This is a genomic window from Halopseudomonas sp. (assembly GCF_036961105.1).
Lineage (GTDB): Bacteria > Pseudomonadota > Gammaproteobacteria > Pseudomonadales > Pseudomonadaceae > Halopseudomonas.
This window is the reverse complement of record NZ_JBALWW010000012.1, coordinates 99,787-112,234: the sequence shown is the minus strand read 5'-3', so window position 1 is coordinate 112,234 and position 12,448 is coordinate 99,787. Positions and strand designations below refer to the sequence as shown.

The following is a 12,448-nucleotide window of genomic DNA, read 5'->3' as shown; positions in this document are numbered from 1 at the left end:
GGGCGCGGGCTCGTGGTTACCGCAGCAACCACAATTTCATTACCATGATTTATATGATTGCCAGCCCTGCTGGAGAAATCCTCAAATCCACATGAAACGTCGAAGAACCTGAATATTGCCATTAGTAGCGCTAGTTCAGGTGATTACGAGTTTGTGGATGGAGAGCTTGAGGAAGAGGTAGGCAATTCATACCTGGAAGCCGCAAAGCGTCACGCTGATTTAATCGTATAACCCATCGCCCTTTCACTGAGAGGGCATCTGACTGGCAGCTTGAAGGGATGAGAACGCGCGATTTTATTCGTTGCCCAACACGCCTGATACTGAGCTGCCAGTCAGATGTAGATGCGGCGTGGAAAGCTGGCAAGGCATAACACCGCCAAGCCTAGAGACACGCGGGAAGCGCGGGAACAAGCGCGCACTATGAGCCCTTCGGGGTAGAGGTTCCGGGTATCAGCACCATAAGGCCAGTTGGCCCGTTATCGAGAAGCGCACTGATACCAGTCGCCGGTTTAGCGTCCGGCCATCTGCATCACCCCGCTTATGCGGATTGGGCGTAATCCCGGTCGGGCGGGTTCAAGCGACACCAGCTAAGAGCGTGTGACTGCCGTGAGAGTGCGGCAGCTGTCTAAGAAAATACTATCCGCGCAAGCGGGCGGGACGGAAACCTAGGCAGCCAAGCAAGACGGCGGTGAGAGCCCGCGCCGGAGACGTAACCGGCACCGAACATGGCGAAAGCCGACAGAGCAAGCCGTTGGGACGTGGCATCCCGCCACGCAGAGAGCGGCACTGGTGCCGAGTAAATTGCTCGGTCGCTGGCAACTGCGAAAGTGTTGACCAATCACCCCGGCAGGGCCAAAGGCGGCTGTGGGGATGTATTGGAGAGTGATTTGGCGCGAGCGGGTATGCGCCGCGTAATGATCGAAAGGGCCGCAACCCTGACGACTGGCAAAGCCAGATCACTCTACCAATGCATTAACCAGCACCACCCCAACCCCCTTCCAGTGTCCAGAAGCATGCACGCCATGCCTGTGGGCACTCCCTTGTCTGGAGATTGATATGAACGCACACCAGCGAGTTACCCGGGCATACCCGGCCCCGCTATGCCATTCCGATCTGCACAGCCCGCCAGAGCCCGCAGACGAACCAGATTTCGACAACGAGGTAGACGAGCTGATGGTTTGCTCTGACACCGCGCTGCTGAGTTATGACGCATTCCGCCGGAGCGCTGACGAAGAGCTGTACGACCTGGTACCGGACGGGTTTTGCGTTGACCTGATTCTGGCCGCCAGCCGCTGCAGTGATCCATTCATGCGTGACCGCGCCAAGGCTGCACGGGCTGCCCTTGAGGATCACGCTACAAAGATGCTGCACGACTCACTGGAAAGGAGAAACAGCCGTGGATAACCCAGCAACCACCAGCAACCGGATGTTCTGGCGCCCTGTGAAGCTCAGCAGAGAGCAAGGCTTTCGCATCATCGACCTACGCCGCGCACTGCTCAAGGGTGCCGATAAAAAACAGTTGAACGGATTTATCGTCGCCGGGCGCGAAGAGCTGCGCCAATTGGTCGATTGCGGCGCCATCAGCCAGTGCGAGCAAGACGCGCTTGAGCTGGAATACAGCCGTATGTTTTCAGCTCGCCTGCTTCACTTCTTGCCGCAGCGCCAGGTGGTCGTAACGCCGGCAGCCAATGAGCCGCTGCTGATCGAGTCGGCACCAAGCCCGTGGGTCACATGGCGAGCGCTTGCTCTGGTGGCCGCCTCTGCAACGCTCGGCCTTGTTGCGGGCATTTACATCAACGAGCTACTGGGCGGACTGCTGGCTGTATCAAGCCTGGTACTGGGAGGTGATAAGTGAGCGACCCGAATGCAGGAAAGTATCAGAAGCTGTGCAGGGACGATTTCAAGCTGGCTGCTGAAATTTTAGCTGGTCGCAACGGCGCTCTCGACTGGTCTGAGCATGATTACCAAGCATTCACCTACCGAGAAACTGGCGTCTGCTTAGTCTTCTATTTGCACAAGACCTCAGCGGGAAACTACCACGTTCGTGTGCGCAACCAGGGAAGCAAAGACCAAAAACTGGCCAAAGTATTGATGACCGAACTCGACAAGGGATCGGGATTCAATTGCACATTCAGTCAGAACAATCAGGGGTACAAGCGATGACAACCCCACTCGTTAAATCGACCACTGATGAGCTGATAGAAGAGCTGCCGTCAGATGCATTCCACGGCGATAACGCTCAGCTCCTGCGCAGCGCCGCCTCACTGCTCGCTGTCGATGCGCGAGGCGCACTTGGGCCGCATGGTATTGGGCAGCTTGCGCGTGACCTTATTGCATCGCTGTCGCGCCGCCTGGCCGAGCTGGAAGAGGCGCAGCGGTGGGTGCCGGTGACGGAGCGACTGCCCGCCGAAAATAAGAAGGTGATTGTTTGGGTAAACCGTCACGGATACTACCCCTCATTCATAGATGCGGCGCACAGGCAGGGCGGTCGATGGTCATCCAATGAAGGGGTGAGCTACACGATCACCCACTGGCAACCCATGCCGGAGTCACCCCAATGATCCGCTACATCCTCTGGCAAACAGCCGAAATCCTCACCTATCTGGCGGCATTCGTAATCCTGCCGCTCATGGCTTCAACTCTGTAGGACAAGACAATGAATGCACAACAGCAACTGGTGTCGGTTGACGACATCAGCGAGGACAACGCGCCTCAGATTTATGTACCCGATGGCCTGAAGCCTTTCATTGAGCGCGTTCGCTCTGAGGTAACCGGCGAGGTGCCAGACCTCAGCACCAAGAAAGGCCGCGATCGTGTGGCCAGCCTGGCTGCGAAGGTGAGCAAGTCGAAAGTGGCCGTCGAGAAGCCTGGCCGCGACTACCTGAAGCGTCTCAAGGATCAGCCGCGAATCGTAGAGGCTGAATTGCGCGAGTTCGTGAATAGCATGGACGCTCTGCGTGACGAGGTGCGCAAGCCGCTGACAGATTGGGAAGCCAAAGAGGCAGCGCGAGTTGCTGACTTTGAAGAGCGCATCAACGAGCTGAAATTGTTCGCTGTGGTATCCGACGAACTCAGCGCCGCCGGCATTCAGGTTCAGATCAGCAACCTGCAGGCCATCGACATCAGTGAGTCATGGCAGGAGTTTGAAGCCGAAGCGCACCGGGTTAAGGCCGCAAGCCTGGAGGCGCTGCAACAGCTGCTGACCAAGCGCCAAGCGCACGAAGCCCAGCAGGCAGAACTTGAGCGTCTACGCGAAGAGCAGGCAGCACAGGCCCAGCGTGAGCGAGAAGCCCAGCTGGTGCGCGAGGCCGAAGAGCGCGCCCGCGCCGAAGCAGCACAGGCCGCCCAAGCAGAGCGTGATGCTGTCATTCGCCGCGAAGCCGAATCCAAGGCGCAATCAGAAGCCCGCGAACGCCAACTGCAGCAGCAGGCCGAAGCGGCAGAGCGCGAACGCTTGGCATCACAGCAGCGCGCCGAACAGGCAGAGAAGGATGCAGCAGCCAAGGCAGAAGCCGCAGCCGCAGCCGAGCGCCAGCGCTATCTGGACGAGCAGAAAGAGATTGCGCGTCAGGCAGCAGCGCGTGAAGCGGACGTGGCGAACAAAGCCAAAGTGAACAAGGCGGCAATGCAGGCGTTCATGGCGGGCGGCATGCCTGAAGAGTACGCCAAGCAAGCGGTGGTCCTGATCGCCAAGCGCCAAATCCCCAACGTCACAATTTCATACTGAGGTTCCCATGGGACAAGAAATCGCAATGGTCGCGCAGCGAGAGACTGCCGGCCTGGTCGCCAGCGAAGCACACCGCTTCTCTGTCGTGGAGATACGCCAGCGTGTCAACCTGGTGCAGGAAGTCATGCAGAACATTATGAAGCGTGACACCCACTACGGGACGATTCCCGGCACACCGAAACCCACGCTGTACAAGCCGGGCGCCGAAGTGTTGTGCGTGACGTTCCGCATTGCGCAGGAATACCGCATTGAAGACCTATCCAGCGACGGCCACGCCCGCTACCGCGTCACCTGCATTGGCCGCCACCAGACAACAGGCATCACGCTTGGCGAAGGTGTTGGCGAGTGCTCATCTGGCGAAGAGAAGTACAAGTGGCGCGGCGCTGCCTGCAAGGCGGAACTGGACTACACGCCCGAGAACATGCGCCGCAAGAAGTTCTACAAGAACGGCAACAGCGTTGATCAGATCCGGACCGAGCCGGCCGACCTTGCAAACACCATCCTGAAGATGGCCTGCAAGCGGGCCATGATCGCCATGACGCTTAATGTCACAGCGGCATCGGACATCTTCACGCAGGACATCGAGGACATCCCCGAAGAGCTGCGCACCGAGGAAGCAGGCCAGCCCGCAACCGATCCGGAGCTGACCGCCAAGTGGGTCAAGATGGCGACCGGTGCCACGAATGCCGAGGCGCTGACTGAAATCTGGCAGGCCGGCGTTAAAGAGATTCAAGCCGTGAAGGATATGACCGCATACAACGCCTTCAAGGCAGCGGTCGGTGCCCGAGGCGAAGCGCTCAAGAAAGAGCATGCGGCATCTGAGCCTGAGCCAGAGGCGCAGCAGCCGGCGACCGAACCCAGTGATGACGATGACGTTCCTTTCGATTGAGGTGACCCATGATTGCTATCGAATGCCCGCAAGGGTCAGCGGTATGGTATGCAGAGCGCGCCGGCTGCATTACAGCCAGCATGTTCACTGTCGCCAGGTCGAAGGTGAACGGCCTGACGAAGCAGCAGAAGCTTTACGTTGACGCGCTGCTGGCCGGGAAGAGCGAAGCGGCCGCCCGAGAAACTGCCGGGTACAAGACTGCGCCGAAAGCGGACGTGGTCCAGCGAGCCCTTGACGGCGAGTCGGTCGGCGAATACTCCGAAGCTGCGCGCGATTACGCTTTCCGCCTGGCCGTCGAGCGTATCAGCGGCGAACCACTGGACGGCGGTTTTGTGACATGGCAGATGCGCCGCGGTCATGAGCTTGAGCCTGATGCTCGCATGGCTCACGAAATCCGTACCGGCTTGATCGTTAAGCAAGTAGGCCTGGTCAAGACAGATGACCTGGCGTTCGGCGCCAGCGCAGACGGCTTCATCGGTGAGGAAGGAGTCAGCGAATACAAGTGCTTCCTTGCTCCTGAAAAGCTGCGCGCTTTTCACATCGAAAACGATGCTGACGGTATCAAGGATCAAGTGCAAGGCGTTCTCTGGATCACTGGCCGCAAGTGGGCGCACATCGGCATGTACTGCCCTGCCCTCAAGTCCGCTGACCGTGAACTGTGGCTTGGCGAGTACGAGCGTGACGAGAACTACATCGAAGAGCTTGAAGCCGACCTCTGGCAGTTCAAGACGCTGGTCGATGAGTACGAATCGAAGCTGCGCGCCAAGGCCGCCTAACCCCCACCCTCCCCGTTAAGGGGTATGGAGACGCAATGGCAAAGTCCGGAGCCGAGCGGATGCGCGCTCTTCGTGCTCGCCAGAAGCTGCGGGACAGCGAGCGAGCCGAACGCCTGACCGCATTCACCCTGAACATGCCCGTCTATCAAGGCACAGCCGATTGCATGGAGCGCATCAAAAGCGTTGCCGGAATCGACGAAAACGCTGATCTGGTGACCAGGGCAATCCACAACATCAGCAAGCTGCCTGACGAGGCGTTACGGGAAATTATGAAAAACCCATAACGTCACGCGGCAGCGTCACGGTGAGTTAAATGGACTCAATCAAAACACTTTACCAGTGTGGCAAGTGCAGAGAAGTGCATGACGACGAAGACGGTGCCCAGGAATGCTGCATGCCTACCGTGTCGGAAGTCTACCAATGCCCTGCATGTGAAGAGATTCACGACAGTCACACAGAGGCCAGTAAGTGCTGCAACGCAGGTGATCTTGTCCGGTGCCCCTGCTGTTCCAGGGACTACGGGCACACGCAGATCAATTCACGCGCCGTCTCTGTCGCTGGGCACTGCAGCACATGCAACCCGCTGTTCACGATTGAAGAAAAGCTGCTGATCGAGGATTTGCACGTTCAGCAGACGGATCAGTTTGTAGACCTTTCGCGCGGAGCTTAACCCAATGCTACAGCAAACCATCCCAGCAGCACGGGCGGCAGAGGCTGCCCGGATATCGGCGAGTGTTGAACAGTATTTGGCGGCAGGTGGTGAGGTCAATAAGCTGCCCGGCTTCCAGCAGCGCGCCCCACGCCAGCGCAGCAGCAATATGGACGAGCGCTTGAATCTCATTACCCAGCTTCGAGCAATGGCCCGTGAACGCTATAGCCGTCGCTACGCTGCGCAGTGCCTGGGTATTGCAGACGGCACCGTCTATGAGGTATCCCGCGCCAACGGAATCCGCTGGCGGCCCGATCCGTCGAAAACGCACAGGGTGTGATATGGCCAAGGTCAGGAAGAAGAACGACACGGCACGCCGACTGCTGCGCGCCACTGACGCCCTGTTGCGCACCAATCATGTGGTCATCGTGGACATTCACCCGACAGACCTGCAGGGGCTGATCAACTGGAAGAACTGTCGATCGGTAAAAGCTGGGCGGCAGCTGGTCGACGGGGTGTGCGACCTGCCCCACCAGTGGACCATCTATCTCGCCGTGTTCTGCCGCTCGCCCCTCGGTGAGCGCTACATCAAAGGCGAAGAGATTGAACCGCAAGGCAAGTACCGGTCTGAGCAGATCAACGATGCCATCACTCAGCACCATGACGCACTGATAGCCACCTGCAACCCCGCCCACGTCATCGGTTACGGCTGGATTGCCAGCCCTACCGGTGAGTCGCTGACCGAAGAGCAGGCGGCGCGCGTGTTCGACGCCGTGGGCTGTTGGGAGCAGACGGCAGCAGCTTAACACCACCCGGCCGGCTGGCCAGAGGTATCAACCATGAATGCCCGAACCATGCCTCCAATAGCAACTACCGCTGAAGCGCATCGTAAAGCACTGGTCAAGCTGCTGCAGCAGGCCAGCCACAGGCATCACCTATGGGAGGTGTTCGGCGACTTTATAGAAATGGCCGCTATTGCCCTGGCCAACTCAACCGACCTGACCCAGCACGAACGCCGCGAAGCTCGATACATGCAGCTGATTGGTCGCTACGAGCCGGCAGAGCAAAAGCTGTTCCCAATGATGTTCGGCGAATTAACCCTGGCTATGGAGTTCGGCCCAGACGATGTGCTGGGCAAGGTGTTTGGAGAGCTTGAGCTGGGTAACTCCGCGCGCGGTCAGTTCTTCACGCCTTACCACCTATGCGCGCTTATAGCTCAAGTCAATGTTGGGGATGGCGAACACTGCCGCGACCTCATACGTCAGCGCGGATATGTGCGGGTAAGCGAGCCTGCTGCAGGTGCTGGGGCCATGGTGATCGCCATGGCCGAGGCCATGACAAAGGCAGGCATCAACTACCAGCAGCACATGCACGTCGTAGCGCAGGACGTAGACAGCCGCGCTGTGCACATGGCCTTTCTACAGCTATCGCTGCTGCATATCCCGGCCATTGTCGTGCTGGGCAACACGCTGACCATGGAGGTTCGCGAGCAGTGGTTCACGCCCGCTCACATCATGGGGCTGTGGGGCGTCAAGCTTGAACGCGGCTATGCGCTGGGCAGTGAGATGGATCACGGGGCAGAAGCCGAGAGCCACGAATCTGCACCGCCTTTCTTACCCCCGCCAGTTCAAATCATAACCGAAGAGCAGTTAGCGCTTTTCTAGTCGAGGCACCCAATGGCTAAAAACACCGGGCGGCGGCGCTTGGAATACAAGGCGTGGACGCCTGAAGAAGATACGTTGCTGCGCGAGCTATGGAAAACGCACTCCCTGAACCAGTGCTCTGAGGTAATGGGGCGCGGCACCAGCTCTATCTATAACCGAGTGCAGAAACTGCAGCTCAAGCGCACCGATGAATACAAGGCGATCACTGGATGCGGCCAGTTCAAGCCAGGCCACAGCACGTGGAATGCCGGCAAGAAAGGCTGGAAGGCTGGCGGGCGATCTGCTGAAACCCAGTTCAAGCTGGGCGACAGGCCATCAAACACTTGGCGGCCAGTCGGCGCCGAGCGTCTGAGCAAGGACGGAATACTGTTCCGCAAAGTGGCCGACACCGGGCGCAAAAAATCTGACTGGCGGGCCGTACACGTCTTGATATGGGAAGAGCACAACGGGCCGCTGCCTGATGGCCATATCGTGATCTTCAAGGACAAAAACCGCGCCAACTTCGAGCCCCACAACCTTGAAGCCCTCACCCGTGCCGAGAGCATGCAGCGCAACAGCATAGACCGCTACGGCAGCGACTACCGAAGCGCTGCAATCAAGCTTGGCTGGTTCAAGCGCAAGCTCAACAAATTGGAGAAAGCCAATGCAGACGCTCAGTGATCTGCGGGAAATCCTTGGGAAGACCATGAATGGTGTGCTGGAAGGAAAATACACGGTTGACCAGGCGCGCGCAGTCGCACAAGTCGCGTCAGAAGTGAACGCCTCGGCGCGCCTTGAAGTTGATATGGCTAGGGCGACGGACGGCGACTACAAGGGCTCTGGCTTCATCGAAGTTGACCCCAAGCCGCATATTCGCCCCGCAATCGCAAACAACCGCCAATAGCCACCGCATAACCGAGGTAATCCCCCATGGACTGTATTGACCTGTTCGCCGGCGCTGGCGGCTTCAGCACCGGCGCGTCCCTTGCTGGCTGTAATGTAGTTTTTGCCGCTAACCACTGGCCGGATGCGGTCGAGTGGCACAGCCGCAACCACCCAGAAGCCCAGCACCTTTGCCAAGACCTGCACCAAGCTGATTGGTCGCTGGTGCCCAAGCATGACCTGATGATGGCCAGCCCCTGCTGCCAAGGCCACAGCAAGGCCCGCGGCAAAGCAGCAGGCAATCCACAGCATGACGCCAGCCGCTCGACTGCGTGGGCCGTGGTTTCGGCTGCTGAGTATCACCGCCCTGACCTGGTACTGGTCGAGAACGTGCCGGAGTTCCTGCAATGGACGCTGTACCGCCCTTGGGAGCTGGCAATGAATGCCCTCGGGTACCAGGTGGCGCCACACATTGTTGACGCTGCAGACCTTGGGGCGCCTCAGAACCGGGTGCGACTATTTCTCGTCATTACTCGCTCGAGCAATCCTTTAATGTTGACCTTGGTTCAGCAGAAAGAGATCACCGCGCGAACCTTCATCGACTTTGATGCAGGCAATTGGTCGGAGATCGACAAGCCAGGGCGAGCCGCAGCAACACTGCAAAGAGTTTCAGCGGGCCGAAAACTTCATGGCGACCGCTTCCTGATGCCTTATTACAAGTCCGGCTCTGGACTTACAGGCCGCAGCCTTGATCGCCCGATTGGGACCATCACAACCCTTGACCGCTGGGCTGTGGTCGATGGTGACCGCATGCGAATGTTGAGCCGTTATGAGTGCCGTTCGGCTATGTCCTTTCCAGACACATACCAGCTACCGGACAACCACCGGCTGGCGGTTCACCTGATGGGCAATGCGGTCTGCCCGGTCCCCGTCTCCCACATAATCAACGAGATCCGGAGGGTTGCATGACCCCACAACTAACAGCCCGGCCGCCCGAGCCGCGCATTCATATCCGCGTAGACGAGTGGATGACAAAGAGCGAGTTCGCTGCGCTTTGGCGTGCAACGAACCATGATTTCAACGACGCAGCGTATGAGCTTGAGCCTGTGGTTCCGGGCGCAGAGCTTGTGGGCATTGATAGCGAAGGAGGTTCCCTTGACTAACACAGAACTGAGCGGCGGTGATGCCGTGTTGCGCATTGCAGTGCTTGAGCAGCAGGTTGCGGCGCTTGAGGCTGAGAAGGCGGGCCGCCAGCAGGCGGTGCCTGTTGAGACCTTGCGCGCATGGTGCGACAAATTGCACACGCTGGCCTTTCAGGAATGCTTTGATATTTGTGGCGAAATGGAAGGCATGCTCGCAGCAGCCACCCCTGCCCCTGCTGAGCGGGTGGAGCTTCCCGGTATGTGGCACGATTCCGATCTTGAAGGCGGTGAAACTGATTGCCCAGCAGCCCCGGACCCCTCGACAGCCCCTGCCGCGCCGGATGTTGCTGCGCTTCCGTTCGTTCGGAAGATTCTGGATAAGCTGGCAAGGGTAGAAGAGTGCTTTAGCGACGCCTGCGATGCGGATGTTGGGCTTGAATGGCTTCGCACTCTGGAAGGTTTCGGGCTGCTTACGCGCATTCAGCGCAGCCCTTCACGCTGGACAATATCCCCCGAAGGTGAGCAAGCCCTCGCCACCTTCCATAGGGAGGGTTGAGTGATGAAGGAATGCGAGCACGACTGGGATACTTGGTGCGCGATGGCTCTGGTTTGTCGCGACTGCAACGCGGTGAAGTATGACAAGTGTGTCTCGTGTGACGGCAGGCTTTCGAGCAGGGGCGACGAGCTATGCCGAAAGTGTCAGCGCCTTGAAAATCCAGCGCAAGAAAAGGCCGCAAAGCAAAGCAGGATAAGCCAATGGCTCGACCGACTGATAACCCGCTTGGCCCGCCGTGGTCGCATCGAATGCCGACACTGCGGAACATTCAACAAGGCCGGCACGCCGTGCTGCTGCAAAGGATGGGCAAAGCCATGACTGATAAGCCGGATATTGCTGGGTATGCCTTCCCCGTGGGCAAAGGGCTGCTGCTGGCCAACGATGTAACCGAGCCAGAAAAGCACAAAGAACTAGCACTCATCCGCCTCACCGACCACGAATCCTCACGCGCAGCAGACAAGGCGCGGATTGCGGAGTTGGAATCGGCGCTGAATGGTGTGCTGGAAATCGTATCGAAATCAACAGGCGTGGCCGGATACCATTTGAATGGCGACGTTGCATTGTGGGATGAGTTCGATGATGTCAGTGCTGCTGACGCAGCCCTAGCCCAGCAGGGCAAGGAAGGTGGGGTGTGAAAAGTTACATGGTGGTCTATACGACAGGCGCGGCAACAGGTCGGTTCTTTGTCGATACTCAAAACCGGGGCCTACCCACAAGCGACCAGATTGAAAGCTGGGAGAAGATTGCAGCCAAGAAGTTCGGGCACAAAGACCCCGCCGTGGTCGGCTTCTTTGAAGTAGCTTACCCGGCAGCACGCTGAACTAACCCCACTCACCCACCAAACACTACATCCTGCATTGCGGGAGGGAGAAGTAATGCCTGACTTTGAGCGCATTCTCGACCAGTTGAGGTTTGACCTCGCGGACACGCCAGAAAAGAAAGCCCATGCCGCCGGGTTCATCGCAGGAAAACGGCACGCAAGGAAAGAGATCGCTTTGATCGTTGCTTTCGTAGCGGCTCTAGTGATTTTGATCGCGGCACTGGCCGCGGCACATTAACCCCACCCCACTTTGGCACCACCCTACACGCCGGGAGGCATAGCAATGTCCGAACCAACACGATCACCGCTCCGCTGGCCTGCCTGGTTTCCGCGCACGTCAGAGAGCAAACGTCAGCACGGCCGATTCGGTCGCCGTGATGGCTACAGCACCAAGTCAATCACGCTGCACCAGGCTTGCGGCCGGGTCGTCGATGAGCTGGGAAAATTCACCCGAACCGGGCAGAACTGGCGCTGCGATCCCAAGGAAGTGATCATCAGCACCGACCTACTGTTGCGCAATGACGGTCTGCCACGGTCCGGTCAGCGCACACCGGCAGACCCGGGCGCCGCAGTCTACTTCACCCTGGACGGCAAGCAACGCTGTGTCCCTTGCGATATGTACCTACGCATCGAGGACAACATTGCAGCGATTGCGGCCACGATCCAGTCGCTGCGCACCATCGAGCGCCACGGTAGCCAGATGTTCGAGGCGGCATTCACCGGCTTCGACGCCCTGCCCGCGCCTGATCAGGTGGTCGGTCGCTCATGGCGTGACGTGCTGGGCTATTACGGCGACAGCCTGGCCGAAGCCAAACAGGCCTACATGCGAGCCCGCAAGACCGCGCACCCTGACCACGGCGGCGCACCGGGTCTGCTGCATGAAGTGACAGTTGCCTGGGAACAGGCGCAAAACGAACTGAGCCGGGAGGCATGACAGATGAATGAAGCAAAGATAATCGACCCGGACAGCTATATCATCCGGATCAATGAAGCTGCAAAGATGTGTGGCTTCTCTCGCTCAGGGCTGGACAAGCTGCGCCTTAAAGACGCAACATTCCCCAAGGCAATACCGTTGACCAATAGCAAAGCTCGCAATGCGCCGCGTGGGTTTACCTACGCTGAGCTGAAGGCTTGGATTGATCAGCGCAAGGCACTGCGCGAATAGCCAGCAACGACTTTCCTGTATGGTGCCGTGTATGGCGGCACCGATATCAGCGCTACAAACCCCGCCATACCTTATCAGTTCGATTCCCTTCACCCGCTCCAGCTTTCCAGTATTACCCACCCTTGCCATCAGAACCTGTGGTCAACTGGCGATATGTTGCGGCCACGCTCCCTTTCTTTTCCCTGTCTGCGCACTAAAC

General features: G+C 58.6%; 20 protein-coding genes. All 20 read left to right on the top strand.

What is annotated here, in order from left to right; genetic code table 11:
- Window positions 1-1,056 precede the first annotated feature (1,056 nt).
- Complete coding sequence (locus V7756_RS12905) at window positions 1,057-1,404, top strand: hypothetical protein (protein ID WP_335610595.1); 348 nt, start codon at window positions 1,057-1,059, stop codon at window positions 1,402-1,404.
- Window positions 1,397-1,855: a hypothetical protein gene (locus V7756_RS12900; RefSeq protein WP_335610594.1), complete on the top strand. Its 459-nt coding sequence runs from the start codon at window positions 1,397-1,399 to the stop codon at window positions 1,853-1,855. Before V7756_RS12905 ends, V7756_RS12900 begins: the two co-directional genes overlap by 8 nt.
- Window positions 1,852-2,163 carry a hypothetical protein gene (locus V7756_RS12895; protein ID WP_335610593.1) on the top strand — a complete coding sequence of 104 codons (312 nt, stop codon included), beginning with the start codon at window positions 1,852-1,854 and terminating at the stop codon, window positions 2,161-2,163. The genes V7756_RS12900 and V7756_RS12895 overlap by 4 nt, the downstream gene beginning before the upstream one ends.
- Entirely contained in the window at window positions 2,160-2,561 is a 402-nt protein-coding gene (locus V7756_RS12890) for a DUF551 domain-containing protein (protein WP_335610592.1), read from the top strand. Before V7756_RS12895 ends, V7756_RS12890 begins: the two co-directional genes overlap by 4 nt.
- Window positions 2,562-2,656: 95 nt before the next feature.
- A complete protein-coding gene (locus tag V7756_RS12885; protein WP_335610591.1) occupies window positions 2,657-3,727 on the top strand; it encodes a hypothetical protein in 1,071 nt (356 codons plus the stop codon).
- A gap of 7 nt (window positions 3,728-3,734) precedes the next feature.
- Window positions 3,735-4,616: a hypothetical protein gene (locus tag V7756_RS12880; RefSeq protein WP_335610590.1), complete on the top strand. Its 882-nt coding sequence runs from the start codon at window positions 3,735-3,737 to the stop codon at window positions 4,614-4,616.
- Window positions 4,617-4,624: 8 nt separating this feature from the next.
- Entirely contained in the window at window positions 4,625-5,392 is a 768-nt protein-coding gene (locus tag V7756_RS12875; protein WP_335610589.1) for a YqaJ viral recombinase family protein, read from the top strand.
- 35 nt (window positions 5,393-5,427) lie between these two features.
- Window positions 5,428-5,676 carry a hypothetical protein gene (locus tag V7756_RS12870; protein WP_335610588.1) on the top strand — a complete coding sequence of 83 codons (249 nt, stop codon included), beginning with the start codon at window positions 5,428-5,430 and terminating at the stop codon, window positions 5,674-5,676.
- 390 nt (window positions 5,677-6,066) lie between these two features.
- Window positions 6,067-6,381 (top strand): hypothetical protein, encoded by a 315-nt coding sequence (locus V7756_RS12865; protein WP_335610587.1) that lies wholly within the window; start codon window positions 6,067-6,069, stop codon window positions 6,379-6,381.
- Window position 6,382: 1 nt separating this feature from the next.
- A complete protein-coding gene (locus V7756_RS12860) occupies window positions 6,383-6,847 on the top strand; it encodes a hypothetical protein (RefSeq protein ID WP_335610586.1) in 465 nt (154 codons plus the stop codon).
- A 48-nt stretch (window positions 6,848-6,895) separates the two neighbouring features.
- The gene (locus V7756_RS12855; protein WP_335610585.1) at window positions 6,896-7,705 is read left to right on the top strand and encodes an N-6 DNA methylase; all 810 of its coding nucleotides are present in this window, start codon (window positions 6,896-6,898) and stop codon (window positions 7,703-7,705) included.
- 126 nt (window positions 7,706-7,831) lie between these two features.
- On the top strand, window positions 7,832-8,365 hold the full coding sequence (locus V7756_RS12850; protein WP_335610584.1) for an HNH endonuclease signature motif containing protein: 534 nt from the start codon (window positions 7,832-7,834) through the stop codon (window positions 8,363-8,365).
- Window positions 8,349-8,588, top strand: a complete 240-nt coding sequence (locus V7756_RS12845) for a hypothetical protein (RefSeq protein ID WP_335610583.1) — start codon at window positions 8,349-8,351, stop codon at window positions 8,586-8,588. Before V7756_RS12850 ends, V7756_RS12845 begins: the two co-directional genes overlap by 17 nt.
- A gap of 26 nt (window positions 8,589-8,614) precedes the next feature.
- On the top strand, window positions 8,615-9,535 hold the full coding sequence (locus V7756_RS12840) for a DNA cytosine methyltransferase (RefSeq protein WP_335610582.1): 921 nt from the start codon (window positions 8,615-8,617) through the stop codon (window positions 9,533-9,535).
- Window positions 9,536-9,658: 123 nt separating this feature from the next.
- Window positions 9,659-10,264, top strand: coding sequence for a hypothetical protein (locus V7756_RS12835; RefSeq protein WP_335610581.1), 606 nt, complete (start codon window positions 9,659-9,661; stop codon window positions 10,262-10,264).
- Between the two features lie 200 nt (window positions 10,265-10,464).
- Window positions 10,465-10,899, top strand: a complete 435-nt coding sequence (locus V7756_RS12830; protein ID WP_335610580.1) for a hypothetical protein — start codon at window positions 10,465-10,467, stop codon at window positions 10,897-10,899.
- Complete coding sequence (locus tag V7756_RS12825) at window positions 10,896-11,084, top strand: hypothetical protein (protein WP_335610579.1); 189 nt, start codon at window positions 10,896-10,898, stop codon at window positions 11,082-11,084. The genes V7756_RS12830 and V7756_RS12825 overlap by 4 nt, the downstream gene beginning before the upstream one ends.
- A gap of 55 nt (window positions 11,085-11,139) precedes the next feature.
- On the top strand, window positions 11,140-11,322 hold the full coding sequence (locus tag V7756_RS12820) for a hypothetical protein (RefSeq protein ID WP_335610578.1): 183 nt from the start codon (window positions 11,140-11,142) through the stop codon (window positions 11,320-11,322).
- A 45-nt stretch (window positions 11,323-11,367) separates the two neighbouring features.
- Window positions 11,368-12,018, top strand: coding sequence for a hypothetical protein (locus V7756_RS12815; RefSeq protein ID WP_335610577.1), 651 nt, complete (start codon window positions 11,368-11,370; stop codon window positions 12,016-12,018).
- 3 nt (window positions 12,019-12,021) lie between these two features.
- On the top strand, window positions 12,022-12,249 hold the full coding sequence (locus V7756_RS12810) for a helix-turn-helix transcriptional regulator (RefSeq protein WP_335610576.1): 228 nt from the start codon (window positions 12,022-12,024) through the stop codon (window positions 12,247-12,249).
- Window positions 12,250-12,448 lie beyond the last annotated feature (199 nt).

Coding starts and splice junctions, on each gene's coding strand:
- V7756_RS12885 (WP_335610591.1), top strand. CDS start 2,657: ATGAATGCACAACAGCAACTGGTGTCGGTTGACGACATCAGCGAGGAC.
- V7756_RS12830 (WP_335610580.1), top strand. CDS start 10,465: ATGGCTCGACCGACTGATAACCCGCTTGGCCCGCCGTGGTCGCATCGA.
- V7756_RS12890 (WP_335610592.1), top strand. CDS start 2,160: ATGACAACCCCACTCGTTAAATCGACCACTGATGAGCTGATAGAAGAG.
- V7756_RS12905 (WP_335610595.1), top strand. CDS start 1,057: ATGAACGCACACCAGCGAGTTACCCGGGCATACCCGGCCCCGCTATGC.
- V7756_RS12865 (WP_335610587.1), top strand. CDS start 6,067: ATGCTACAGCAAACCATCCCAGCAGCACGGGCGGCAGAGGCTGCCCGG.
- V7756_RS12860 (WP_335610586.1), top strand. CDS start 6,383: ATGGCCAAGGTCAGGAAGAAGAACGACACGGCACGCCGACTGCTGCGC.
- V7756_RS12855 (WP_335610585.1), top strand. CDS start 6,896: ATGCCTCCAATAGCAACTACCGCTGAAGCGCATCGTAAAGCACTGGTC.
- V7756_RS12870 (WP_335610588.1), top strand. CDS start 5,428: ATGGCAAAGTCCGGAGCCGAGCGGATGCGCGCTCTTCGTGCTCGCCAG.
- V7756_RS12875 (WP_335610589.1), top strand. CDS start 4,625: ATGATTGCTATCGAATGCCCGCAAGGGTCAGCGGTATGGTATGCAGAG.
- V7756_RS12880 (WP_335610590.1), top strand. CDS start 3,735: ATGGGACAAGAAATCGCAATGGTCGCGCAGCGAGAGACTGCCGGCCTG.
- V7756_RS12845 (WP_335610583.1), top strand. CDS start 8,349: ATGCAGACGCTCAGTGATCTGCGGGAAATCCTTGGGAAGACCATGAAT.
- V7756_RS12835 (WP_335610581.1), top strand. CDS start 9,659: ATGAGCTTGAGCCTGTGGTTCCGGGCGCAGAGCTTGTGGGCATTGATA.
- V7756_RS12810 (WP_335610576.1), top strand. CDS start 12,022: ATGAATGAAGCAAAGATAATCGACCCGGACAGCTATATCATCCGGATC.
- V7756_RS12820 (WP_335610578.1), top strand. CDS start 11,140: ATGCCTGACTTTGAGCGCATTCTCGACCAGTTGAGGTTTGACCTCGCG.
- V7756_RS12815 (WP_335610577.1), top strand. CDS start 11,368: ATGTCCGAACCAACACGATCACCGCTCCGCTGGCCTGCCTGGTTTCCG.
- V7756_RS12850 (WP_335610584.1), top strand. CDS start 7,832: ATGGGGCGCGGCACCAGCTCTATCTATAACCGAGTGCAGAAACTGCAG.
- V7756_RS12840 (WP_335610582.1), top strand. CDS start 8,615: ATGGACTGTATTGACCTGTTCGCCGGCGCTGGCGGCTTCAGCACCGGC.